The organism is Ornithinibacillus caprae, from assembly GCF_009728145.1.
GTDB classification, from domain to species: Bacteria; Bacillota; Bacilli; order Bacillales; family Amphibacillaceae; genus Ornithinibacillus; species Ornithinibacillus caprae.
Genome location: NZ_WOCA01000006.1, coordinates 160,910 through 184,230, shown reverse-complemented (window position 1 = coordinate 184,230; position 23,321 = coordinate 160,910). Strand labels below are relative to the sequence as shown.

The following is a 23,321-nucleotide window of genomic DNA, read 5'->3' as shown; positions in this document are numbered from 1 at the left end:
CACCTCGTTTGTTATAAAATATCTATCGAATCAGATAATTCATTTTTCATCGTATCTGAAATATCTTGATCGGTAATAAATCCAGTTAGTTCGCTTAAATTGCAAACTTTAGAAAATGCTTTTTGATCAATTTTACTTGAATCCGCTACAAGCAATGTACTCTCTGCTGCTTGAATCATTAGCTGTTTAACTAGTGACTTTTCAAACGTTGGAGACGTTACACCAGCTTGAACATCAATCGCATGTGCTCCTAAGAAAAATAAATCAACATGAATATTTTTTAAAAATTGATGTGTTTGTGGACCAAATAATGCACCGACATCATTTTGTAATTCCCCACCTGTTACAATTACCTTCAGGGAACTATCCACTAATTCAGCTGCTATCTTTATGTCATTGGTAATCACTGTAATATTCTCTCGATTGCGTAGTAATCTTGCTAATTCTAGTGTAGTTGTTCCTGAATCTAGTATGATCGTTTGACCTTCTTTTATATAAGAAAGTGCCTTTTGAGCAATCATTCTTTTCTGTTCAATTCTTCTGCTTTCCTTTGCGAAGAACGGGGTTTCAGTTATAAGCGGCTTCGGCAAGACGGCTCCTCCGTGAATACGGATTACCTTCCCCTCCTCCTCCAGCTGATCTAAATCTCGTCGAATAGTCATCGGGGAGACATTTAGCTCTGCAGAAAGCACTTCAATTTCAACTTTGCCGTTCTCTCTTACTTGTTGCATAACCCATTCTCTACGTTCAGTTGGTTGCATAGGATCAACCCTTCACTTTGTTAATTTTAAACATTTAATGTTATTTACTAACACCATTATGTAACTTTATCACAAAAATGTCAATAATAAATGTTATTTTTTATCAAATTAGCAGAACCATGAGATAGGAACCCTGGACCAGGACATCCAAGCTACCCTTTCCACGGATCATCACGGTCAACTCTCCTAAAAATACAAAATGGTAAATATTCGTATAGAACAAACGAATACTTACCATTTTTGTTATGAATTCACTCTAAATCTTTTTTAGTGTTCTTTTTATTAAATTATATACCAAAATCATGCTTCCTATACTTAACAATAGAGTTATACATATAGAGAGGAATACTAATTCTACAGTGAATGTAAGTACAGTACTTGATATAATGATACTTATAGCCATACCAATAATAAATGAGGGTATGATCCAAGCAATTGATTCTTTCATAAAAGTATTATGGATGTCTTTTACTCGCCAACCAATATCCCTTAAAGTTAAAATTTCTTCTTTTCTAATAAAAAGGAATGAAGAAATACTATCAATTATTGTAGTTGTAGCGATGTAAAGAGTTGCTACTAATATGACCAAAATCAAAATCAAAATTAGATCATTAATAAACACCCCTAAGTTAGTATCACCAGTTGATTGATTTGTAACAAATAAGTTTGCAGGTACGAAATTGAATAAAAATGTAACAAATATTAACTGAAGGAAACATAAAATTATCAATTTTTTATAGAATAAAACATTTTTCAACCAAACCTTCTTAAATTTAACTCCATTAAACCTATTAGTTGATCGTAGTTTATTTTTAACTAAAACTATAATCAAAAAAGGAATTAAAAAGGTTAACAGGACAATAATTAGGTAGATTACTAATGTAATACTACTAACTAGATTAAACAAATAAAGGATAAAAAGTATTAATCCTCCTAATATACCCGAAAATATTATTAACAAGTAATTTTCTATTAAATGGAATTGCTTAATATGTCTTACTTTCCAGCCTATATCTGATAGTAATTTAGTTTCATTTTTTTTCGTATACTTTCTAAACATGGCGTGGTTTACTATGTATACTATACTAATCATTAGAAATACACTTGAGATTAATAGATTAGTTGTATTCCAACCCTCAGATATAGTCGCCGCTGCCCCTAGACTAGTCCACGATTGCTCAACCTCCCCTACTCCTTCTACGTCCATTATTACGGGTGATGGAGATGCTCCAGCCACCACTACGATATCAAAACCACCAATTTCTGAAATATCGAGAATAACATCATTAATTTTCCGTATTGCTTCTTCGTTGTATGAATTAATACCATCTACCCTTAGTCTAATAGCATCAATAGGGGCATCTCCCTTGATATATGCAGCATCCTCTAAGCTAACAATTCCATGTGCTGGTGAACTAATAAAGCTACCAGGAGTAATTGTTTCATGAAGGGTTGTGCCGTCATCCAGCTTAGTGGTTGGTGCTTGTTGATAGATGCCTAATGGGCTTGCGGCCAACGATTCCTGATGAGATTTTGTTGTAAAGGTACCAACTGGATATAAAAGAAATGGTATATCCTCCCGTTTCTCCCTAACAGAAACTCCTTGTTTTTCAATTTCTCGGTATACAGGAACCCCTGAATCTTGCCCTATTTGTTTAACCTCCAAGGTTTGATCTTTACGAATTGTGTAATCAATTGGTTTTGTACGATAAAATATAGGAGTCTCACTAATTCCAAATGAATAGTTTTCCTCCCCACTGAAGGTACCATCATAATTATAAGAAAAGGGTTCATAATAAAATGGTTTTATTTGATCAGATAAGAAAATTTTTATTCCCTCTGTATTCAAGCGCTCGATTTTCGATAATCTATCCCCTAAGGTTTCATATTTCTCAGAAAAAAAGAAAGCCTCGTTATCTTGGAGATCAAGCTCTTCCTTTAATTGAATCGTTTGTTCACTACCCCAATCTAATTCCGATAAACTTGTTTCAGCCCTCAATGAAACAAAGGAATCAGATAAGTAAATAATCGGAATATTTCTCTTTGCACCATACTGACTATAGCTCCATTCAAGTTGTGCTGGAATTGGATTTTTAAGAGCTGAAAGATCTATACCTGTCAATTTTTCCTCTTCTTCTTGATCGACTCCAACTGTAAGGTGATAGGTTAGGGGAATACCAAATTCAGGTTTCATACCTTCTCCTATATAACCATGACCAGGTTCTTTATAAAAATCAAATCCTTCTAGGTAGCCCTCTTGTTCTAAAACATAAAAATAACCGCCCTCATCACGAATTGTATATTCATTAACTCCATCGGTTGTATTGAATTCAGTTTCTATATAGCTACTAGTATGTGGGTAAGCTAAAGTAAAGGTTTTATTTTCTCCAGTGAAGTACCCTAGGGAAGCTATTGGGGCTGCTATCTCTACACTGGACAAATTTTTAATTTGTTCCCACTCCTCCAGAGTGATGCCCCCATCACCTGTTGTTAAATAATTTTCTTCTACCTTTCCTAATTCTTCCTCAAACTTCTGTTTTGGAATTACTTGAACGAATTAATATGTCATAGCTACCTCTCGCGTATACTTGTATATTGTCATCGACTTTTGCTTGTATATCAAATAACGCCGAAATACTAACAGGTCCCGCTATAAATATAGCAATAAGGGAGCACATGACTAAAAAGGATGACCAAAAGTTATTTTTCACCGATCGCCAACTATAACGAATCATAGAACTACTTCTCCTTTATGAACATCCTCTTCATGAAAAGTAAGTATATTTTTTCCTTTTTTAGCAACAATTTCATCATGTGTAGCCAAAATAATAGTTTTTCCTTTTTTATGTATCTGAGTTAATAACTCTAAAATAATATCACGATTATTAGTATCCAAATTTCCTGTTGGTTCGTCACATAAAAGAATAGAAGGATCAGTAATAAGGGCTCTTGCGAAAGCTACGCGTTGTTGTTCTCCACCTGATAGTTGGTGTGGAAAATGAGTTACTCTATGGGTTAAGCCAACTTCATCAATCAGTTCTCTTGCCCTACTTTGTATCCTTTTTTTATTCTCATGAGGGATTAACGGCAACATAATATTTTCTAATACGGAAAACTGAGGGAGCAGTCTAAATTGCTGATATACAGTTGATACATGTCGACGTATAAATTCATGTCTTTTGTGAGCTGAAAGCCCATTAATATCAGTTTCATGTATAATCACATTTCCCTCTACAGTATCCAGTTTTCCAGATATAACCTTTAAAAACGAAGTCTTTCCAGATCCCGATGGACCTACAAGAGATACCCACTCTCCAGTTTTGATGTGCAAATTAATGTTTTTTAAGATTGGTTTCTCTAATGAAGGATAAGTTACGTTAATGTTTTTAAGTAGAATCATAAAACAGTCTCCTATTTATCTTATAATTATAGAAGAAGCAACTAAGAGATAGTTGCTTCTTCTATATGTAAATTCACTTTAACGATAGTGTCTCACTACTTTAATAGTACTATCGTAGCTATAGCCAGTTACTGATGCTCTTACTTCATAACTATCGCTATCACGATTACCTAAATAATAATTATGGTTTAGTGAATGGCTTGTTGCTGAAGTTGATCCAGATCGAGTCGAATCACCATTACCAGGAGTAAAGGTCCATCTGTACGTACCACCACCTCTGTCACCCGAAAAATTCAACTTGAATTGTGGAGATGCATTCGAACCATATATACTTGATGGTGCTTCCAGTCCTATAACTGTTGGGTAAGCGAATGGTGCGTTTTCATTTAATTGAGAAATTGGCTCTAATTCATGTGATTCATTGAAATGTGCTTCAGCTATTGTCGGTTGAAATCCTAATGCCAGAGTTACAACTAGTCCCAATCCAATTGTTAATACTTTTAATTTTTTCATATCATTTCCTCCTTGATAAATTTTACAGTTAAATTACACCATTTAAATATCAGAAAATAAATAATAAATTAAAAAGAAACATTATTGAGCTAATTACCTTTTGAAAACAGGTCTAAATTACTATATTTATCTTGTTTACTTTATGAAATCAGACCTTAAGACCCGCAAACTTAATCACCTTATCAAATAAAAAGACATAAAAAAGAGACCTTCAAAACTGAAAGTCTCTTTGTAAGCTATTCAGCAATTACACCACAAGCAATTCGTTCCCCTGCATCACCGGCGGGCTGTGACTCATAATCATCCGCATCGGAATGAATCATTAGGGCAGTTCCACCTTCTTTTAAAAGTGAGTGTTCCTCTCCTTTTTGTAAGGTTACATGTTCTGCAAGTACTTCTGCTTTTACGGTACCATCTTCTGCTACATCAATATTTGGCAAATCTCCTGCATGAGGTCCCTCCGGATGATTAAATCCGTGCCCTTTTTGTGTCGGATTGAAATGCCCTTCGGCAGAGCCAAATGTTGGTGGCTGACATTTTCCAACCTCATGAATATGAAAGCCATGTGTACCGGGTGGTAAGCCTGTTGCTTCCAGTGTTATATTTACACCATCTTGACGTTGTTCTAATTTTGCTTCGCCAATTCTCTCTCCACTGCTATTTACTAGAGAGACAAGAGTAGATGTTTCCTTTGCAATCTGATTGCTAATTGTTGCAATTCCTGGATCTTCCTCCGTCTGCCCTTGTATGTCTTCTTTATTATTGTTATTTCCACATGCGCTCAATAGGAGCATTGCCAAAACTAAAGGTAATAATCCCTTCATCAAACATATCCCTCCATAAAATAGATATATCATCCATTGTTTACATCGTATCAATGGAATAAACATCTCCATTTAAAAGTAAGTTACTATTTAATCTAATTATTGATATAATAAAAGCAGAATGAATAATAGGAGGTCATTTTCATGGGATTATTTGATGGTATGATGGGAAATGCATCCGAGATCGATAGCAAAACAGCAGAAAAAGAACTAAAAGATCTGCTTGCGCCTACAGAGAATGTAGAGCATGCATATAAACTTATTCGGGACTTATTTGTATTCACTAACAAACGGTTAATTCTAGTAGACAAGCAAGGGGTAACAGGTAAAAAAGTGGAATATCGCTCGATCCCTTATAAAAACATCACGAACTTTTCTGTAGAAACAGCAGGGACATTTGATTTAGACGCAGAACTAAAAATTTGGGTTTCTGGTTTATCAGCACCAATCGAAAAGACATTTAACAAACAATTAAATATTTATAAAGTACAAAGCGTACTAGCTGAATATGTGTGCTAGGCGAGCTTAAAAAGCTGATCTTCCTTTTCGGAGGATCAGCTTTTTTCTTTGTTTTTATGCAACTGCAATTTCTTTTTTATCTCTTTTTTGTGGAGTATAGTTTTTCAAGAAAGGAATGATCCATCTGTCTAAACCATAACGACCTGCATTAAACCCTGCTACAATCAAGAATACGGTTAGTAATACCATTTGTGCGTTTGTGCTTACTGTTCCACTGAATAAAAATGCGAAGTTCATCGTAATTCCCATTAGTGCTGCAAAGTTAGTAAAGATTCCTAGGATTAATGCTACTCCTACAAGCACTTCACCCCACATTACCAAAAAGCTAAATAGTCCTGCATTTGGAATGGCTACACTTTCTAAAAATGCTGCCCACCAGCCTTGTACTGCTGGATGCTCTCCACCTGCACTTGCGACTGCTCCATGTAAGAATCCACTTGCATCAAATCCGCCACCAGTTACTTTACCCCAGCCACTTGTTAGCCAGCTATAACCAATATATACTCGAATAATTGCTAATACTCCTGCGAAAATTTTATTATTACGGATAAAGTTCATAATCATGCTTACCATCTCCTTTATGTTTTGATTCATTTTCATAATGCTCATTGTTTCACAATATATTGTAAGGTGTTTCCTTATTACACTTTGATAATAACACGCATTTTACTAATCGTAAATACTATTTGCTCACTTTTTCACAAAAATAATGTTAATTTGTCAAAAATGTGAACAACACCACTTTCGATTACGGTTTATGAAGAATCTTCAATATTTAATTGACAATTATAATTAATATTCATATACTGTATATAAATATATAAACAGCATAACAGTTGTAAGGGGGATTTTATATTGAATACATGGAAACAAGCATTTAAACTGGCAACTTTTGAATTAAAACAATCAAAAATAAATTTAATTTTTTCTCTTGTAATTACACTATTTCTTTTAGGTTATCTCAGAAAATCCCTACCTGAGTATGTAGAGAATGGATTTCTAGGATTTGATCTTTTCTTTATGATTTTATTTTCATTTGCTACAGCAATGCCTAAACCAAAGGCTTTTCAAATTCAAAATATACAACCAAACTTTATAGTCTCTCCTATATTACTAATGCAAAAACATTTACCGATTAAAGAAGAGGTTCTGATTAAAAGTAGATTTATTATCCATTTCATCTATACCTTTCCTTTTCAGGTCATAGCAATAGTAGGATTGCTATATTTAGCAACTTTTCCTGCCCATTTTTCTATTGATAGTATGATTGCATTTGCTATCTTATGGTTATCGTTTAGTTTCTACGTAGGTTTTATATTTCCTGCAAGTGATACAGGTGATAAAGGCTTTTTAGCTACGACTGCTGGATTGTTTATTATAGGAATACTCACTGTAGGGATAGGGAGTATCTTATTTACGCTGTTTCACGCAATTACTGGCCATGGCTTTGTTTATTGGTCCATCATTGCAGCTGATAAATGGCCATTGTTTACCTCTATTGCTTCAATCATTGCTGCATATAGCGGTTATCATTTTTGGAAGAATTACATGAAAAGAAATATGAACAAAATAGATTATATATAGGGGGGAAAACAAGGTGGTTAACGATATGAAGGAAGCAATGAGGATAGCATCCTTTGAACTACAAGCATCATGGGCAGGATTTATCTATACCATTATTTTCTTTGCAATTTATACTCTGCTCATCATTTTACTAACAGAAACCGCAAATAACATCGGAATTTATGATCTATTATTCATAGTATTATTTACATTCGCGCCGATTTGGATGAAACCAAAAGTATTGCAGGACCAAGTTATCAGAGGCGACTTGTGGATTTCTCCCATTTTGCACAACCAAATGCAGCTCCCATTACCCAAAGAGGTAATTGCTAAAAGTAGGCTCATCATCTACTTCGTTTACTCACTTCCAGCTCAAGTTTTGGTGTTAATTTGTATGTATTTATTTTCTACTGAGTTACAAAATCTATTAGCTCCTAGCAATTACATTGCTTTTTCAATAACTTGGCTGTCATTCGGAATTTTTTTCGGATCCGCAATAGTCACATATGATACTGGGATGTATATAGTTCCTAACAAGAAACTAGCTTTTATATTATCTGGATTACTTCTAGTCTTTATTATTTTTGGAATTGTAATTTTTCCATGGATCTTCTCTTATGGAATCGTTCATTTCACTGCAATCGCTGTACAAAAATGGCCAATACCAATAGTGATTTTCTCTATCTTGATTGCTTATTTTGGTTTACATTATTGGAAATATAAAATGATAAAGAATATGGAAACTATCGATTACCAATAATAATATCCACCTTTTGATAAATTTTTATATTATAGTTGCCCAGAAAGGGGTGTGTTCCATGGAACTACCGATCCGTTTGTCCCAAGATTCACGCGAACCAATCTATCATCAAATTGAACATCAACTTAAAGCTTTAATTGCAGGTGGACATTTACCTGCTGGAACTTCACTACCTTCGATAAGAGCCTTATCAAAGGACCTTGAAATCAGTGTAATCACGATAAGACGGGCATATCAAAATCTGGAGATACAAGGGTTTATCAAAACGATTCAAGGAAAAGGAACCTTTGTTGCAGAAGTAAACGAATCCTTAAAACAAGAGGTTAAAGTTTCATCTGTTAAAAAAACCATTGAAAATGCAGTGCAAACTGCTTTGAATTATCACTATTCAATCGAACAAATTAAAGATATTTTTGATCAGGTATTAGATACCTATAGAGATCAAGAGAAGGAGGATTAATCATGCAATCATTGTTAAATATCACTCACCTGCAGAAAAAAATAGATGATTTTCAACTTGGTCCAATTAATTTAACTATCGAATCAGGAACGATTACCGCTTTAGTGGGGAATAACGGGTCTGGAAAGAGTACCTTATTAAAAATGATTATGAATCTAGTCAAACCAGATCAAGGAAACATCAAACTTCTCGATCAATTTGTGCACGGACCAGGTGAAGACTGGAAACAATCTGTAGCTTATCAACCACAAACGATCATTGGTTGGGATGCCTTTAATGGCAAACAATTAAAGGAACTAATATCTCCTTTATATCCGAATTGGAGCGAGGAGCTATTTGAGAACATGGTTCACCTTTTTGACATACCGTTAAATAAAAAATTCAGTAAACTATCACAAGGAATGCAGCAAAAACTTAACTTAGCACTAACTATTCCAAGAAATGCACCATTATTAATATTGGATGAACCAACATCTTTTATGGACATTCCTTCTAAAAAACTATTAATTGATGTATTAGTAGATTGGATGGATCAAGGAGAGCATGCCATCCTCATAGCCAGCCACCAAGTTGAGGATATTAAGAAACTTTCTGATTACTTATTCGTATTACATGATGGAGAAATGATTGGCAACTATGAAAAAGAAGCATTAACCGAAAGTTATAAGCGTTTCTGGTTAAAGGATACCGTATTACCAAGCTCCAAAATTCCAGGGGAGATAGTACGTTACAACCAACAATTAATTTCCAATCAACCAGATGTAACACAGCAGTTCTTACAAGAACAGGGAATCCAATGGACGGATCATTCTGCAGTTGAATTAGAGGAGATTATTTCATTGTTGCTAACTCCAAACATATAATTTGAGGTGAAACCATGCTCTTAACCATTATCCAGGTTCTACTTATCCAGCTATTATTACCTGCTTGCTTTCTCTATATGCTTTGGAGAGCAAAGATAAATAGCAAACTTGAATGGGGCACTTTGCTTGTAGCTACCATTATGATTATTACTTGGTTATTTTTATCGGGAAATTGGTCTTGGGTTAGCTACTACCTAAGATTTGTATTTCCGTTATTATTAGTCATTACCATTTTTCTGTCCTGGAAAAAAATAAAGCATCAAAAATTTGAAGATACTACTCAACATAAAGCAAGAAAATTTTCTATTGGTGTAAATGTTTTTTTAATCATTATTTTTGGCCTATATAATATTTCTGCTTTTAGTAGTTTTTCAATAAAAGATGAGTCTATCGATCTTTCTTTTCCTTTACAAAATGGAGTCTATTACATTGGACATGGCGGGAGTAGTACAATTATGAATTACCATCACGCCTATGAACCTCAACAGTATGCACTAGATATAGTCAAATTAAATAAGTTAGGGACTCGAACAAAAGGATTATATCCTAAGGATCTAGAAAAATACGAAATATTTCAAGATCCACTATATAGCCCTTGTAATGGAACCGTCGTGGAGGTAAGGGATGGGTTACCTGATTTAATTCCACCAGATTCTAATCCAAATGAGCCTGAAGGAAATTATGTTGCACTAGAATGTGAACAAAATGTCGTCGTCTATATAGCGCATATGCTTAAAGAAAGTGTATCCGTGGAAGTCGGTGATACTATACAAGAGGGAACCAAAATCGGAGCAGTTGGTAATTCAGGAAATACATCCGAGCCACACCTTCATATCCATGCAGAAAAAAATGGAGTTGGAGTTCCAATATTCTTTGATGATAAATTTCTCACAAGAAATAGTTTAGTATGGTAGGATTTACACAGGGAGAAAAATACAGAAAGGGTGAATACGAATGGAAGTCATGTTAACAGTTAAAGATCTTGAAAAATCTTTTAAAGACAAAAAAGCATTAAAAAGTATCTCTTTTGATGTTCGTAAAGGAGAAATTATGGCTATTCTCGGCCCAAATGGTGCTGGAAAATCAACAACGATTCGTAATATTATGGGGATCATGTATCCAGACCAAGGAGCGATTACATTTCACAATAATGGAAATGGGATTCCACGCCATAAAATTGGCTATTTACCGGAAGAGCGTGGCCTATATAAAAATGTGAAAGTAATGGATATATTACTCTATTTAGCTGACCTAAAGGATTATCCATTGGATAAAGCAAAAGAACGTGCTTTACAATACCTTAAAAAGTTTGACCTAGAAGGGAAAGAGAATGTAGCTGTTGAGGAGCTCTCAAAAGGGATGGGACAAAAAGTTCAGTTTATTGGTTCCATTCTCCACGAACCAGAGCTGCTAATTTTAGATGAACCATTTTCTGGACTTGACCCAGTTAGCCAAGAAATATTTAAAGAAGAGATCCGTAAGTTAGCGAACAATGGAACTGCTATCTTACTATCTTCTCACCAAATGAATTTAGTAGAAGAAATGTGTGACCGTTTATTCATGATTCAGCATGGGCAAAAAGTTATTTATGGAACATTAGATGATGTGAAAACAGAATATGCGAATTTCAAATGTACTATTCATGGGAAAAATGAAATCTCAGAATTAGAAAAAATCCCACAGGTCCAACGGGTAGAACAAAATGATGACATATCTATTCTATTCTTGGAAAAGGATATTCAACCAACAAATTGGATAAAGAATTTACCAGAAAGCATAACTGTGAATGAATTAAAAATAAATCGAATCTCTCTTCATGAAATCTTTATTGATATTGCAACGGATAAGAATCTATTAAAGGAAGCAGGTGAGGCAAATGCGTAATACATGGAAGGTAGCAAAATGGGAAATCAAACGAAATTTAAAGAATAAGACATTTGTCATTGGACTATTTTTAACACCTGCTCTTTTCTTAGTATTCTTTCTGATCGGTAGTTTAATCGGTGATTCTGATGGTGAGGACACCTCTACAACAGTTTTCGTAAATGATGAAATTAATGCAATGACTAGTATACAAGAAACAGCCAATCTTTATGAGTTAGATTGGGATATAGAAACTACAACCCTATCAGAAGATGAAGCGAAAGAGGAACTTGAAGATATGGAAGATACAGCATATATCTATTTAAATGAACAGGTATTAGAAAATGGTGTTGTGTCTGTATATACGAGTGAAGAAATTGACTCATATTTTAATCAACAAGTTCAATTACTAGGCGAGCCTCTTCAAGGAATGCGTATTGCACAACTAGGCTTGTCAGAAGAAGAGATGGCTATTCTATCTCAAGGAGTGGTTTTTGAAAATCAATCAGAAATAGAAGAATCAACTATAGAAGGGCAAAGTGGTACAGATTCCGCTAATTTAGAACGAATCGTGCCAGGGTTATTTGCTGGAATTATTCTATTTGCCATTGTCATAACAGGGATGATGATTTTCCAAAGTGCCTCACAGGAAAAGAAAGACAAAATTGCAGAAATCATTTTATCATCCGTTACTCCTGGAGAATTAATGCAAGGAAAGATTTTCGGGTATTTTGTTCTAGGGATGATTCAAGTAGTGGTTCTACTATTATTCGCTATTCCAATTGCCTTGTGGCAACTTGATCTACCAATTCTTGAATATCTATTTGTGCCAGAAACATTATTACTAGTATTTATCGCCATACTTGGGTACCTATTATTTGCAGCGATTTTTGTAGGAATTGGAGCAACGATGGCAGATATGTCGACCTCTGGTAACTTCCAAGGTATGGTTATGATGCTGCCGTTTATCTCCTTTATTATCGCTGGTCCAGTTATTGGAGATCCAAGTGGAATGATTGCAAAGGTTAGTTCTTACATTCCATTTACTGCTCCTGGTGTTCTAATCATGCGCCTAACTACTTTAGAAGATTGGCCATGGATTGAATTAATCATTGCTATTGCCGTATTAATCATTAGCATCTGGATCTTCATGAAGCTTGCTGGGAAAATATTTAAAGTGGGTATTTTAATGTACGGAAAAAATGCTACTCCAGGTGAGATTTGGAAGTGGATCCGATCTTAAAGAAAGAAACGAAGGAGACTCTTACCTTCTTCGGTTTCACCTCATAAGTTTAAAGTGGGTATTAATAACTATTAAACACGGGTCAAAAATCCGAACGAAAGTTCGGATTTTTATTTTGATCTGTTTTCGAAACCTTATTGCAGATTATGGTTGTACTACGCAGCAAATAACTTTGTATTGTTAGTTGTTCTTCTTCAATATAATCTCACCGTTCACATTAAACAATCACTTTTTTAGATTTGCCTTCATTAATGAAGAAATCTGATGCTCATTCGTGTTTGAAAATTGTTCTAGTTGATTAATAACTAGTTCTTGTCGCTGTAATGAATGATTTTGACTCAACTTAGCTTTTCCTTCTATCTTTTTGATTTTAATTTTAAAACCTTGTATCCCTTTTTTCATTCCAGAGAGAAACTCAGCATCTACATCTTCTAATCTATATGAACTGTCAGGCGCTTCATATTTCAATACCATTTCATGTAAGGAATCCTTTAATTCAATTTCATCCTTTAACAACTCGACTTCTCCATAAACATGAACAGTCACGTAATTCCATGTCGGTACTGCTTGATTCGTCTCATACCAAGATGGGGAGATATAACAGTGAGGTCCATAGAAAATAGCTAGAACAGTTTGGTTTTCGATATCTCTCCACTGAGGATTAGGACGAGCAAAGTGTCCATATAAATATGTATTTTCCTTGTTTAAAATTAACGGCAAATGAGTGGCAAATGGCGCTTCATTATGCTCAGAAAAAAGAACCGCAAAACTGTGTTCTTTCATAATTTCGTAATTCATTGCTTCATCTGTTATTTTGAATTGTGTTGGTATATACATAATCATCCACCTTTCAATAATAGTTATAGGAGTGTTTTGGTCATGATAAAGTCCGTTTGTTTGTCATCACCCATATAAAAAGCATGAGCTGCAGTTTGAGCAAACCCCATTTTCTTATAAAAAGCAATAGCATTTTCATTTTTTTCCCATACACCTAGCCAGATTTTCCTTTTATTTTTTTCCCTCGCCATATCCATAGTATGATTTAGCATATACTTACCAAGACCATGTTTTTGATATTGATTCTTTATATAAATTCTTTCAATTTCTAGTGCCTCGTCACCCATCTCTTCCGACTGAGCTTCATTGGTATTGACCTTTATATATCCAGCGACTTCATTACGCACATAAACAAAAAAGAATTCCGATGAGACATTGGACAATTCCTTTTCCAATTGGATTAAGTTAAATGCTTTTTCCAGATAGGCTTTCATATTTTCAGGTGAATTCTGGTCTTTAAATGTATCATTGAATGTTTCGATACTTATTTTTTGGAGAATTTCTAAATCTTCACGGTTGCACTTTTTTACTTTTACATTCATGTACTACTCACGCTCCTTAATCAATTAATAATTTCGCTTGTTTCCCCTTTTTACATATTCCCAGTCCTTTTCTACATTTTTTCTTACCTTTTGAAGAAGATAGAAAAGGCTATCTGCTTCTCTTTCGGAAAATCCCGCTAATGCGACACTATTTGAATAATCATTTTCTCTTTTAATAAAAGGATAAATCGTTTTCCCCTTATCAGTAGGAAAGAGCTTTCTTATTTTTTGGTTATGAGGATCTTCTCTTTTTTCAATAAAGCCATTACTTTCAAGTTTTTTTATTGCACGAGCTGCTGTTGTTCGGTCTACTTTAATCATTTCTGCTAACTTTTCTTGAATGATTCCTGCGTTTTCACATATTCGCACTAGGTACAAATACTGACCTTTTGTCAGGTCATATTCTTTAAATTCGATATTACTTATAGAGTCCAATGCCCTAGCGATCATTCCTATTTCACGAAGTATTTCCGTCATTATGACCCTCCTCGTATAATTTTTGTTGCAAATGCAACAAAAATAACATATATTAAATTTAACGTAACTTTGTTGTATTTGCAATAAAAAAATATAAAAAAGAGAGCGAGTACAGTGAAAATGAGATATGTTTTTTATGTATTAGGAATTTTAATATTAACCCTTGGTATTTCTTTAACGATACTAGCAGACCTTGGAACTTCACCTTTTGTTGCACTATTGGTAGGACTGTCGATAAATGTGGGGCTAACTGTGGGAAGCTGGGAAATCATAATCGCTATCATTTTAGTATGTTGCAATTCACTTATAAGTAGGAAAAGACCAGAAGTTTTGGGGCTGTTAACGGCATTTATAATGGGTATAGGTATTGATTTTTGGCTTTTTGTATTACAATATTGGAATGCACCTGAACTCTTATATAGCAAATTTGTGTTTTTTGGAGTCGGCTTAGTTGTGATAGGGTTAGGAACTGCAACATATTTACATACAAATTTTGCACCAATTCCAGATGACCGATTAACATTAATCATTCAAGAATTAACGAGAAGAAGTATATTTTTTGCTAGAACGTTGATTTACCTTCTATTCTTGCTACTGGCAATTATTTTTAATGGACCAATTGGCGTTGGGACATTATTAACGGTGTGTTTAGGCGGCCTAATACTTAATTACTTTATGCCACTAACTAAAAAAGTAATAGACCGCATATTAACACACTATAGTACAACACTAAATTATGAAAAAGATAGAAACCATTCAATATAGGATAGCTGCTGCACAGTTTCTAGTCTAATACGAAAAAAGACCACCCTAAAAATAGTGATCACCTTGCAAGATCATTTAATTACAAGTATGGTTGTACTGTGCAGCTATAACTTTTTGAAATTTCTTTTTTTCACATAACCTCCCCACCAGTCAAGTAATTAATTGGTTCCCTTCGATTTTTCTCTATAAAAAGTTCACAATTTTGTCACTTACGAGAAGTTCTTCTTTTTAACTATACTTACTAAGTACAATTTAATATAAAGGAGTGGAAAAATTTTGCCTACAACTAGAAAAGAAGGTTTATATTTTGGATCTATGATGTGCTTTGGAATGGTTGTTGTAATGACCTTTTATAACATGTTTATGAATGATTTGTTTGGCATCATATCATTTAAGGGGATTGTCATTCAATTCGTTCTTGCTTATGTCATTGCTCTTGTATTGGATTTATTCTTTGTGGGTCCATTAGCTAGAAAAGTTGTCTCTTTATTACCTTTTAACAAGAAAAACATACCATTATTTGTTTTTTCTATGTCTACATGTATGGTATTTGGCATGGCTTCTTGTATGTCTTTTTATGGTTTAGTTACGTCCTATATACATGCTGGGGTTCAAAATGGAACTCTCTATAAAGACTACCTGCATATTTTCACTATGAATTTCATATTTGCTCTCCCTTTGCAAATTGTAGTTATGGGACCTGTCATTCGCTTGTTATTTATTAAATTTGTTCAAAAGAAGAACACACATTCAATAACAGCAACCTAATATCTTAGCTCTTTTCATATGGAAAGGGCTATTTATTGTACTCTAATTCCAAGTTAGTTTATGTTTTTCTCTTATATACCATATACCCTTTTTGTAAATCTTTATTGCACAGTATTCATCAACTACGAATTAAGATCCAATGATTAAATAACCAGCTTCCCTACCCTATATACCCTATATCACTCGCCTTTAGAATGATGCGTGTTAGTTTTTTTATAATTCATACTCCCATTCTTCCTTCATGTAAAGATAAAGAACGAGTAATATATTTTCTAATTCCTGATTTGTTTTTGTACCAGCTTCCAGACCGATTTTCGATAATAGAATGGAAGCTATTTCTTTCGTTAATTGGACTTTACGATAATCCTGTAAAGTTGGAAATTTTTGTGTATAGGTTTTTAATAATTTCCAATCTTTTTCTCCAAGTGAGCGAATTACCCATTCCTCTACTTGTAGCGTATCTTTTGATAGTCCTCGTCGGTCTATTTCTTTTTCAATAGCACTCTTTGACTGCCTCTTTACTTGTCGCTCATGAACAACAATTGTTCCTGCAGCCATATCCCCCAACCGCTTATGCTTCGAATGAAAGAATATAAGAACGATTCCTAAGAAATAACTAGTTGGAAGCATATCAACAATTCGTAATAAATTTCTAATTATCGCAGATAGAAAGGTAACACTATGCCCATTTTCTTGGATTACCCTAATTCCAACCATATGCTTTCCAATCGTTTTCCCCCCGAAAAAAAACTCGCACACAAAAAAATATCCCCAGTTAACTACAAATAACACAATAATAAAAACGGCAAATAACCAGCCTGGTTCGGCCATTAACATAATGTCTGAGCTGGTTATAAACAATAGTAACACTATTGCTATAATATTGAGGATCGTTAAAATAACTTGGTCTAAAATCATTGCTGCTGCCCTCGATCCAAGACCCGCAAGCTTAAACTGAAGGGAAACAAATTCTGGGGTTTTTATATCAATCTGTTCTTTTGTCATTTTCATCCCTCAATTTCTAATGTGCTATCCTGAAGCCTTCTTCTTTCAAGCAACAGTTTTCCACAAATAATATAGACTACTAAACCAATTACCGTTATACATGCAACTAGATATTTAACTTCAAGAGATAAAGAGGAAGGGGTAATAAACCCTTCAATAACCCCCGCAATAATAAATAGTGGAACCGTGCCTAAAAAAAGCTGAACAGAACGAATGGCTTGTTGCTTTAATTGGTAGCCACGTGTGTAAGAGCCCGGCACAAATAATTTATACCCCATTAACAATCCAGCTCCACCCGCAATAAATATAGCTGCTAATTCAACCATGCCATGTGGCACAATATATGCCCAAAATTCATAGGACATACCTGAATGCCAGAATACAGCTGCAAGCGCACCTATTAACATCCCATTATAAACTAAGACATAAATAGTTAAGATTCCAAAGGTAATACCACTGGCAAAGGCCAACATAGCCACTTGTATATTATTAGTCATAATTTCTGCTGACATTAGTGAGGAATCAATTGCATCATGACCAACACCCAGTTGTTCTGGATCCACCCCATATGCCATCTCATCAGGAACTATGGAGTAAAGGTGAAGCGGATCATTAGCTACAGAAATGAAACTGGCTATTCCACCAATTGTAAATAAAATCATCGCAAAGATAATAAATTTCCATTGTTCCAGTAAGAGCCCGATAAATTTTGTTGAGAAAAAGTAACGAATCTGTTGGAAGCTAGACATCTGATCCTTATATAATAGATTATGTGCTTTCGATACTAACCCATTTAAATAAGCAGTTACATCTTCTTTCGGAAAAAAAGTTTGACTATAGGATAGGTGTTGTGCCACCTTTTGATACAAATGGTGAAATGCATCTATATCATTTCCACGAACTTTTCTTCTACGTTTATGAAGAATCGATATGTATTGTTCGAGTTGCTTCCAATCCTCACGATGCTGCTTTACAAATTGTTTACTATTCATTCCAACACCTACCGTTATGGAGTATTTACCTCGCCAGTTGTACTTCTATAATAATCCTTGGTTCATAATATGAATATATCTGGATACCGCTTCTGATGCTAATCTATCTTCCTTTGCTTCAATCATGATTAGCCCTTGCGCTTCCCATTTTACCTTTTCTCGCTTTTTATACTGCACTTGTTGTTGGGCGATACTCTTTATCATTGCTGATTGTACTGTTTTAGAGTTCAGTCTTGTTGTTGTAAGTAATTCCTGATCTTCTACTCCGATCATAAGAAATAAATGCCTTTGTCGTAATCGTTTTAAATAAAGCAACGTACTTTCCTCATGTAAAAATGTATGTACATCACTAAACATCAACATAAGACTTCGCTTCTTTTGAATAGATTGTAAGTAGTTCAATACAGCTGAGAAGTTGGATTCAATTGAATCTACTTCTAAATCGTATACTGCTTGTAAAATCTTTTGTAGCTGATCCATTCCCTTTGCTGGCGGTACATATACTTTTACATCTTTAGAGAAAGCTAACACACTCACATAGTCATCATTTTTAAGTGCAGCAGCAGCAACTGTTAAAGAGGCTTCCAAGGCTTTTTCTAAACGGTTTCCTTTCTTAAGCTCCGCTCCCATCATTCTACCGCAATCAATTAAGATCGTTATATATTTACCATGCTCCGGTTCAAATTCGTTTGCCATTACCTCTTGAAGCTTTGCTGTTTGACGCCAGTTTATTTTACGCGGGTCATCTCCAACAACATAATTTCGAATTCTAGAAAACTCTCCCGCTCCACTTTTCTGCTTTCGTATTTTAGTACCTTCATACAAAAGAAATTTCTGTGCATTTTCCAAATATCGTTTTGTATCTGTCAAATCGGGAATGACCTTCACCTCATCCTGCTGCTGAATGAATGTTTGTTTTTCCCACAAACCTAGCAAACTGCTATATCTAACATAAATCGTCTCCAGATGATATTTTCCTCGAACTGGAGCAAAAGTTTCATACGTAACAGTTGTAGATGATCCCTTCTCTACCATTCCTTTTATTGGAAAACGTTTTTGAAACGTCTGTGGAATTCCGTCAATCAGTTGAAACCTATATGAATGGTCGGATTCATTGTGAAATTGAATTTTCACTTGATATCGAATTCCTCTTTCCATTTCTTCTTGTATATTTCGTACAGCATGAATCTGTTTTCTTTTTGGTGAAAATAACAAATCAAATAATGTCCCTAAAAGAAAGAGTAGATTAAACGAAATAATAACTGGCCATGATAGACCTAAAACAGAGAGCATGATGAGGAGGGATGAGAAAATCACATAAATGAGCAATAATCTATTCGTTGGTAGAATCCCTCTATCTTGGAACAGGAATCGCTCCCACAAGTTCTTCAATGATTTGGTCAAGGCTCACTCCCTCCAATTCCATATGCGGAGATATCTGAATACGATGGCGTAATGCTGGTTTGGCTACCATCTTCACATCATCAGGAGTTACATAGTCGCGTTCGGCTAAATAGGCCCATGCCTTTGCAGCTTTGCCAATAGAAATTGCCGCCCTAGTACTTGCTCCAAATCGAATAGATTCCGTTTCCCTAGTTCGCCGTACAATTTGGATAATATAGGCTAAAACATCTTCATTTAATGTTACAGCTTCAATTTCTCTTCGGATTTCCATAAACGTTTCTATATCCAATATCGCTTCTATGACCTCTTCGTTATAACGATTTTCTAATACATTACGTAACACATTTGTTTCCTCTTCAGCTGTTGGAAATTTAATATCTAATTTAAACAGGAAACGATCCTGCTGGGCTTCCGGTAGAGGATAGGTGCCTTCAAATTCAATCGGATTTTGGGTTGCGACTACAAAAAACACCTCAGGTAACTTGTATGTCTCGCCTTGAATCGTTACCTGCTTTTCTTCCATGGCCTCTAATAGAGCTGCTTGTGTTTTTGCAGGAGTACGATTTATTTCGTCTGCTAACAGGACATTAGAAAAAATTGGTCCTTTAATCGTTTGAAACGTATTCTCCTTCAAATTAAAAATCGTACTACCAGTTATATCACTTGGTAGCAAGTCAGGTGTAAACTGAATTCTATTAAATCTACCACCTAATAGATTAGAGAGCGTTCGAACCATCTGTGTTTTCCCTGTACCTGGCACACCTTCAATAAGCACATGTCCACCTGCTAAAATCGCAGATACTAATAGTCTTAAATTCGCCTTTTGACCTAGTATTTGTTCATCATATGATGTTAATAAGGCTGCTAATTTACTGTTCATCCTTCTTCCACCTCTTTCTGTAATTGATCCATTCGTTTAGACCACAAAACATATTCTTGTTTATTAATAGATTCTTTATTTAATAGCTTTGTTATCTCTTTTACAAAAGATAGGATCTCATCCTCTGTCATTTGCTTTCGTCTTACCTTGAGTTGATCTGTACAATCTATCCATTCTTTTCGATAAGGTATTCCCCATCGTTCTTGTAACAGTAGCTTAACATAGTCTGCTTGAATCCTTAAGGAATCCTGATAACGTCTTCCACGCTGGTACCATGAGGCAAGTGCTTTAATTCGTTCATTACTAAATCGAACGACCTCTTCCCTCGGCCGTATAACCTGTCCAAAGCGCTTCCCTCGATTCCATAGCCATGAGACAGCAATTAATCCACTTTGAAGAGCAAAAACTACTATCCATTTTGGATAAAGTGATGTTATTTTCGGCCCATGTCCCGTAACATGAATGTATTCATCAAACAAAATAGTGTCCCAGCTTTGATTTTCCTCAAGGATTAGAGATGTAATCAATTGGAGGTGGTCCTCATCCAGGATGATTTCATTGGTTATCCAATTAGGTGCGTTTGCAACAATTAATTGGCCCTCTCCAAAGGAACGTTTTAATGCCACAACGCCGATTTGATCAGAAAGTAATACCTCATCATTTTGGCTGGCCCTCATTCGAACGGGGGAGGTTATAGATGCTTTGTATCGCTCCTCTTTACCATCCCGAACCTCAACAGGACCATCCTGTTCTAGGACATATTCTGTCTTCAGTCCAAACATTCCATCTGGATTATTGTCCAGTAATACAATGGTATTACCTGCTTCCATAAACGAAATGTAACCATCCATTTCCTTTTGCTCAGGAACAAAAAACGGCTCTATCATGAACAATAACTGCTGATTTTCCGCTTTTTTTAATAAATGTGGTTCATGAGACCACCTTTCTACAGCATCTGTTTCCCCTTGCAAATATGTATAAAATGCCTTTACACCTGTTGGTGATGGCGATTCAGAAACATAGCTTGGATATTCCTGCGGCTGCTTAGAGACGAGAAAATAATTAACAGCTACAAACATGAGTAATATGATAACTAGCCATAGCCATGTTTTATTTCTTAACGAACGCTTCTGCAATGCTTCTGAACCCCCTTCTAACCTTCTTCTACCATTCCATTGTCTTCCCTATGAATCCATTTAAGTGCATCCTGGCGATATGCTATATACTCTTTTTCTTCTAGGTTCCGCTCACCATAAACAACTTCATCAAACAAATGAGCCAGCCGATAAAATGCAGAAGCTCGATTAGTGTTTGATTTTTGTAATTCATCAAAATACTCCCAGTTTGTTTTCCAAACCTGCGCTATTAACCATTCTTTTTCATGGAAGTAAAGCAACAAAGCTAAGAATATATGTCGTGTAGCTGTGGAATAATCTCCCATTTCCTCATGTTTTTCCGCTTCCTTTAGGTGACGGTTTACAGACCATTCCATTTCCGATTTAGACAGCAATGGTTGATGTTCCTGGAAAACTCTCTTTCTTCTAATCAATCGAATAGATAAAAAGATAGCCACAGCAATTAATAATATGACCACTCCAATTAAGAGAATAAGTAGTGTATCCGCGAATCCAGAAGATGGATTTAAGTCAGCGAACAGCTTCGATAATAGATCTCCAAACCAGGCAGACAATTTATCCCACCATATGTCGAAGATGCTTCTTTGATCCTCATAATATACTTGATATTCCCTGTTATTTAGAATCTCTTCTATTTCACTTTTAGCTTTATCGATGTTTTCCATCCTCATCACCTTACTTACAAACTAGAAATTTTATCCCACATAACGGTCAGTAAAACCCTCACTTCAAGACTTTGAAGTGAAGAAGGATAAGTGGGGGATCAACTGCCCGTAAATGTCCGATTGGTTCAACTAACATTCAGCGGGGGATGAAGAAAACCCCCACTGAATGAAGTTTCACTTTATTGATTGTTGTAATCATCAATCATTTCTTGGAGGTCGTCCCCATCTTGCCTTGTCTTTAGATCAAAATACATGACCGCATATGCAACAGCAAAAATCATGGATGTGAATAGCGAAACCAAATTCACAATAATTGTAAACAATACACTATTACCTAATATAAAGGTGAATATCCCTTCAATGGCTACCCCGATAACGATTGTAATCAAGCCTAATACAATATAAAGTCCTAATATTCGCCATGAATTTTTACGGGTTAACCTAAAGCTTCGTGGTAATCCTGGTGCATCATGTTCTAGTACAGTGACAGATAGATAGAAACTCCATCTAGTTAGTAGCCATGCAATTAAAAGACCTAAACCTAAAAATAGAATAATTGCCATGATAATCCCTAGTCCTAAATCAATAACTCCTCCAATTATACTAGGAATGAATATAAACACGAACAAAGCAAACAATAAAATAAACGCGATTAATCCAAAAAGTAAGCTACTCCCCAAAATTGGCCAAAATCTAGAAAAAGCTTGCTTAATTACAGTACTTACGGTAAATTCCTCATTGTTTTTTATCATCTGAATTGCAAATAGAGTTGCAGCATATGCTACCGGAACTAGGACAAGCATTGCCATACTAATTAATAGATCTGCACCTAAAGACGTGTTGTACAGTGCTTCATCATAGCCGGACATAATTTGCTCAAACCATGTACTTCCGCTACCTATTTGTCTAAAAAAACTAGTGCCTGAAGCAAATAAGGAAAGTGCCTCCAGTAAATAGAGCGGTCCTACTACAATCAGAAAGATAAGAAAAAGTTTTGAAAAATGATTTTTACATAGGCGAAATGTGTGATCTAGTATTTCACCAAATCCTTTTGGTTTACTAAATTGGTCGTTCAAACGTA

27 protein-coding genes are annotated in these 23,321 nt (G+C 35.0%); 10 read left to right on the top strand and 17 right to left on the bottom strand.

The genetic code is table 11. The annotated features are described in order from the left end of the window. Positions 1 to 11: 11 nt before the first annotated feature. The 6 genes from GMD78_RS10075 to GMD78_RS10050 form a co-directional block, all read right to left on the bottom strand. Positions 12 to 761 carry a DeoR/GlpR family DNA-binding transcription regulator gene (locus GMD78_RS10075; protein ID WP_155668691.1) on the bottom strand — a complete coding sequence of 250 codons (750 nt, stop codon included), beginning with the start codon at positions 759 to 761 and terminating at the stop codon, positions 12 to 14. A 256-nt stretch (positions 762 to 1,017) separates the two neighbouring features. After that, positions 1,018 to 3,201 (bottom strand): DUF443 domain-containing protein, encoded by a 2,184-nt coding sequence (locus tag GMD78_RS10070; protein WP_155668690.1) that lies wholly within the window; start codon positions 3,199 to 3,201, stop codon positions 1,018 to 1,020. Between the two features lie 85 nt (positions 3,202 to 3,286). Beyond that, entirely contained in the window at positions 3,287 to 3,496 is a 210-nt protein-coding gene (locus GMD78_RS10065; protein ID WP_155668689.1) for a hypothetical protein, read from the bottom strand. Continuing rightward, positions 3,493 to 4,161 (bottom strand): ABC transporter ATP-binding protein, encoded by a 669-nt coding sequence (locus GMD78_RS10060; RefSeq protein WP_155668688.1) that lies wholly within the window; start codon positions 4,159 to 4,161, stop codon positions 3,493 to 3,495. The genes GMD78_RS10065 and GMD78_RS10060 overlap by 4 nt, the downstream gene beginning before the upstream one ends. Before the next feature lie 78 nt (positions 4,162 to 4,239). Beyond that, positions 4,240 to 4,674 (bottom strand): hypothetical protein, encoded by a 435-nt coding sequence (locus tag GMD78_RS10055; RefSeq protein ID WP_155668687.1) that lies wholly within the window; start codon positions 4,672 to 4,674, stop codon positions 4,240 to 4,242. A gap of 236 nt (positions 4,675 to 4,910) precedes the next feature. Then, positions 4,911 to 5,498, bottom strand: a complete 588-nt coding sequence (locus tag GMD78_RS10050; RefSeq protein ID WP_155668747.1) for a superoxide dismutase family protein — start codon at positions 5,496 to 5,498, stop codon at positions 4,911 to 4,913. A gap of 144 nt (positions 5,499 to 5,642) precedes the next feature. On the opposite strand from GMD78_RS10050, the gene GMD78_RS10045 reads away from it, so the two are divergent. Further along, complete coding sequence (locus GMD78_RS10045; RefSeq protein ID WP_155668686.1) at positions 5,643 to 6,017, top strand: PH domain-containing protein; 375 nt, start codon at positions 5,643 to 5,645, stop codon at positions 6,015 to 6,017. A 54-nt stretch (positions 6,018 to 6,071) separates the two neighbouring features. Here GMD78_RS10045 and GMD78_RS10040 read toward each other — a convergent pair whose 3' ends face one another. Next, on the bottom strand, positions 6,072 to 6,581 hold the full coding sequence (locus GMD78_RS10040) for a DoxX family protein (RefSeq protein ID WP_155668685.1): 510 nt from the start codon (positions 6,579 to 6,581) through the stop codon (positions 6,072 to 6,074). Positions 6,582 to 6,872: 291 nt separating this feature from the next. Here GMD78_RS10040 and GMD78_RS10035 point away from each other — a divergent pair, with 291 nt between their 5' ends. From GMD78_RS10035 to GMD78_RS10005, 7 genes are read left to right on the top strand one after another with little or no spacing between them, the layout of a single operon-like run. Further along, positions 6,873 to 7,601 (top strand): hypothetical protein, encoded by a 729-nt coding sequence (locus tag GMD78_RS10035; RefSeq protein WP_155668684.1) that lies wholly within the window; start codon positions 6,873 to 6,875, stop codon positions 7,599 to 7,601. A 13-nt stretch (positions 7,602 to 7,614) separates the two neighbouring features. After that, the gene (locus GMD78_RS10030) at positions 7,615 to 8,340 is read left to right on the top strand and encodes a hypothetical protein (RefSeq protein ID WP_196493778.1); all 726 of its coding nucleotides are present in this window, start codon (positions 7,615 to 7,617) and stop codon (positions 8,338 to 8,340) included. A 58-nt stretch (positions 8,341 to 8,398) separates the two neighbouring features. After that, complete coding sequence (locus GMD78_RS10025; protein WP_155668682.1) at positions 8,399 to 8,800, top strand: GntR family transcriptional regulator; 402 nt, start codon at positions 8,399 to 8,401, stop codon at positions 8,798 to 8,800. Positions 8,801 to 8,802: 2 nt separating this feature from the next. Beyond that, the gene (locus tag GMD78_RS10020; protein ID WP_155668681.1) at positions 8,803 to 9,663 is read left to right on the top strand and encodes an ATP-binding cassette domain-containing protein; all 861 of its coding nucleotides are present in this window, start codon (positions 8,803 to 8,805) and stop codon (positions 9,661 to 9,663) included. A gap of 14 nt (positions 9,664 to 9,677) precedes the next feature. Beyond that, positions 9,678 to 10,577 carry a M23 family metallopeptidase gene (locus tag GMD78_RS10015; RefSeq protein WP_155668680.1) on the top strand — a complete coding sequence of 300 codons (900 nt, stop codon included), beginning with the start codon at positions 9,678 to 9,680 and terminating at the stop codon, positions 10,575 to 10,577. A gap of 40 nt (positions 10,578 to 10,617) precedes the next feature. Continuing rightward, positions 10,618 to 11,547 (top strand): ABC transporter ATP-binding protein, encoded by a 930-nt coding sequence (locus GMD78_RS10010; RefSeq protein ID WP_155668679.1) that lies wholly within the window; start codon positions 10,618 to 10,620, stop codon positions 11,545 to 11,547. Beyond that, the gene (locus tag GMD78_RS10005; protein WP_155668678.1) at positions 11,540 to 12,769 is read left to right on the top strand and encodes an ABC transporter permease; all 1,230 of its coding nucleotides are present in this window, start codon (positions 11,540 to 11,542) and stop codon (positions 12,767 to 12,769) included. Before GMD78_RS10010 ends, GMD78_RS10005 begins: the two co-directional genes overlap by 8 nt. A 225-nt stretch (positions 12,770 to 12,994) precedes the next feature. On the opposite strand, the gene GMD78_RS10000 is transcribed toward GMD78_RS10005, so the two are convergent. Genes GMD78_RS10000 through GMD78_RS09990 form a run of 3 tightly spaced genes read right to left on the bottom strand, consistent with a single transcriptional unit; the run spans position 12,995 to position 14,625 of the window. After that, positions 12,995 to 13,606 carry an FMN-binding negative transcriptional regulator gene (locus GMD78_RS10000; RefSeq protein WP_155668677.1) on the bottom strand — a complete coding sequence of 204 codons (612 nt, stop codon included), beginning with the start codon at positions 13,604 to 13,606 and terminating at the stop codon, positions 12,995 to 12,997. A gap of 23 nt (positions 13,607 to 13,629) precedes the next feature. Continuing rightward, complete coding sequence (gene paiA / locus GMD78_RS09995) at positions 13,630 to 14,148, bottom strand: spermidine/spermine N(1)-acetyltransferase (RefSeq protein ID WP_155668676.1); 519 nt, start codon at positions 14,146 to 14,148, stop codon at positions 13,630 to 13,632. A gap of 24 nt (positions 14,149 to 14,172) precedes the next feature. Beyond that, complete coding sequence (locus GMD78_RS09990; protein WP_155668675.1) at positions 14,173 to 14,625, bottom strand: MarR family winged helix-turn-helix transcriptional regulator; 453 nt, start codon at positions 14,623 to 14,625, stop codon at positions 14,173 to 14,175. A 120-nt stretch (positions 14,626 to 14,745) separates the two neighbouring features. On the opposite strand from GMD78_RS09990, the gene GMD78_RS09985 reads away from it, so the two are divergent. Both GMD78_RS09985 and GMD78_RS09980 read left to right on the top strand, forming a co-directional pair. Beyond that, on the top strand, positions 14,746 to 15,390 hold the full coding sequence (locus GMD78_RS09985) for a YczE/YyaS/YitT family protein (protein WP_155668746.1): 645 nt from the start codon (positions 14,746 to 14,748) through the stop codon (positions 15,388 to 15,390). A gap of 276 nt (positions 15,391 to 15,666) precedes the next feature. Then, positions 15,667 to 16,158, top strand: coding sequence for a DUF2798 domain-containing protein (locus GMD78_RS09980; RefSeq protein WP_155668674.1), 492 nt, complete (start codon positions 15,667 to 15,669; stop codon positions 16,156 to 16,158). Between the two features lie 213 nt (positions 16,159 to 16,371). On the opposite strand, the gene GMD78_RS09975 is transcribed toward GMD78_RS09980, so the two are convergent. The 7 genes from GMD78_RS09975 to GMD78_RS09945 form a co-directional block, all read right to left on the bottom strand. After that, positions 16,372 to 17,163: an RDD family protein gene (locus tag GMD78_RS09975; RefSeq protein ID WP_155668745.1), complete on the bottom strand. Its 792-nt coding sequence runs from the start codon at positions 17,161 to 17,163 to the stop codon at positions 16,372 to 16,374. A gap of 2 nt (positions 17,164 to 17,165) precedes the next feature. Beyond that, positions 17,166 to 18,155 carry a stage II sporulation protein M gene (locus GMD78_RS09970; RefSeq protein ID WP_155668673.1) on the bottom strand — a complete coding sequence of 330 codons (990 nt, stop codon included), beginning with the start codon at positions 18,153 to 18,155 and terminating at the stop codon, positions 17,166 to 17,168. Positions 18,156 to 18,200: 45 nt separating this feature from the next. Next, positions 18,201 to 19,559 (bottom strand): DUF58 domain-containing protein, encoded by a 1,359-nt coding sequence (locus tag GMD78_RS09965; RefSeq protein WP_246187622.1) that lies wholly within the window; start codon positions 19,557 to 19,559, stop codon positions 18,201 to 18,203. Continuing rightward, complete coding sequence (locus tag GMD78_RS09960; RefSeq protein WP_155668672.1) at positions 19,510 to 20,439, bottom strand: AAA family ATPase; 930 nt, start codon at positions 20,437 to 20,439, stop codon at positions 19,510 to 19,512. Before GMD78_RS09960 ends, GMD78_RS09965 begins: the two co-directional genes overlap by 50 nt. After that, the gene (locus GMD78_RS09955) at positions 20,436 to 21,575 is read right to left on the bottom strand and encodes a DUF4350 domain-containing protein (protein ID WP_246187621.1); all 1,140 of its coding nucleotides are present in this window, start codon (positions 21,573 to 21,575) and stop codon (positions 20,436 to 20,438) included. The genes GMD78_RS09960 and GMD78_RS09955 overlap by 4 nt, the downstream gene beginning before the upstream one ends. Positions 21,576 to 21,592: 17 nt before the next feature. After that, positions 21,593 to 22,240, bottom strand: a complete 648-nt coding sequence (locus GMD78_RS09950; RefSeq protein ID WP_196493777.1) for a DUF4129 domain-containing protein — start codon at positions 22,238 to 22,240, stop codon at positions 21,593 to 21,595. A 179-nt stretch (positions 22,241 to 22,419) separates the two neighbouring features. After that, the gene (locus GMD78_RS09945) at positions 22,420 to 23,316 is read right to left on the bottom strand and encodes a DUF7847 domain-containing protein (RefSeq protein WP_155668670.1); all 897 of its coding nucleotides are present in this window, start codon (positions 23,314 to 23,316) and stop codon (positions 22,420 to 22,422) included. Positions 23,317 to 23,321 lie beyond the last annotated feature (5 nt).

Excerpts from the sequence above, each read along its gene's own strand:
- GMD78_RS10075 (WP_155668691.1), bottom strand. The coding sequence starts at position 761 with ATGCAACCAACTGAACGTAGAGAATGGGTTATGCAACAAGTAAGAGAG.
- GMD78_RS10065 (WP_155668689.1), bottom strand. The coding sequence starts at position 3,496 with ATGATTCGTTATAGTTGGCGATCGGTGAAAAATAACTTTTGGTCATCC.
- GMD78_RS10060 (WP_155668688.1), bottom strand. The coding sequence starts at position 4,161 with ATGATTCTACTTAAAAACATTAACGTAACTTATCCTTCATTAGAGAAA.
- GMD78_RS10055 (WP_155668687.1), bottom strand. The coding sequence starts at position 4,674 with ATGAAAAAATTAAAAGTATTAACAATTGGATTGGGACTAGTTGTAACT.
- GMD78_RS10050 (WP_155668747.1), bottom strand. The coding sequence starts at position 5,498 with ATGAAGGGATTATTACCTTTAGTTTTGGCAATGCTCCTATTGAGCGCA.
- GMD78_RS10045 (WP_155668686.1), top strand. The coding sequence starts at position 5,643 with ATGGGATTATTTGATGGTATGATGGGAAATGCATCCGAGATCGATAGC.
- GMD78_RS10040 (WP_155668685.1), bottom strand. The coding sequence starts at position 6,581 with ATGATTATGAACTTTATCCGTAATAATAAAATTTTCGCAGGAGTATTA.
- GMD78_RS10025 (WP_155668682.1), top strand. The coding sequence starts at position 8,399 with ATGGAACTACCGATCCGTTTGTCCCAAGATTCACGCGAACCAATCTAT.
- GMD78_RS10020 (WP_155668681.1), top strand. The coding sequence starts at position 8,803 with ATGCAATCATTGTTAAATATCACTCACCTGCAGAAAAAAATAGATGAT.
- GMD78_RS10015 (WP_155668680.1), top strand. The coding sequence starts at position 9,678 with ATGCTCTTAACCATTATCCAGGTTCTACTTATCCAGCTATTATTACCT.
- GMD78_RS10010 (WP_155668679.1), top strand. The coding sequence starts at position 10,618 with ATGGAAGTCATGTTAACAGTTAAAGATCTTGAAAAATCTTTTAAAGAC.
- GMD78_RS10005 (WP_155668678.1), top strand. The coding sequence starts at position 11,540 with ATGCGTAATACATGGAAGGTAGCAAAATGGGAAATCAAACGAAATTTA.
- GMD78_RS10000 (WP_155668677.1), bottom strand. The coding sequence starts at position 13,606 with ATGTATATACCAACACAATTCAAAATAACAGATGAAGCAATGAATTAC.
- paiA (WP_155668676.1), bottom strand. The coding sequence starts at position 14,148 with ATGAATGTAAAAGTAAAAAAGTGCAACCGTGAAGATTTAGAAATTCTC.
- GMD78_RS09990 (WP_155668675.1), bottom strand. The coding sequence starts at position 14,625 with ATGACGGAAATACTTCGTGAAATAGGAATGATCGCTAGGGCATTGGAC.
- GMD78_RS09985 (WP_155668746.1), top strand. The coding sequence starts at position 14,746 with ATGAGATATGTTTTTTATGTATTAGGAATTTTAATATTAACCCTTGGT.
- GMD78_RS09975 (WP_155668745.1), bottom strand. The coding sequence starts at position 17,163 with ATGACAAAAGAACAGATTGATATAAAAACCCCAGAATTTGTTTCCCTT.
- GMD78_RS09970 (WP_155668673.1), bottom strand. The coding sequence starts at position 18,155 with ATGAATAGTAAACAATTTGTAAAGCAGCATCGTGAGGATTGGAAGCAA.
- GMD78_RS09960 (WP_155668672.1), bottom strand. The coding sequence starts at position 20,439 with ATGAACAGTAAATTAGCAGCCTTATTAACATCATATGATGAACAAATA.
- GMD78_RS09950 (WP_196493777.1), bottom strand. The coding sequence starts at position 22,240 with ATGGAAAACATCGATAAAGCTAAAAGTGAAATAGAAGAGATTCTAAAT.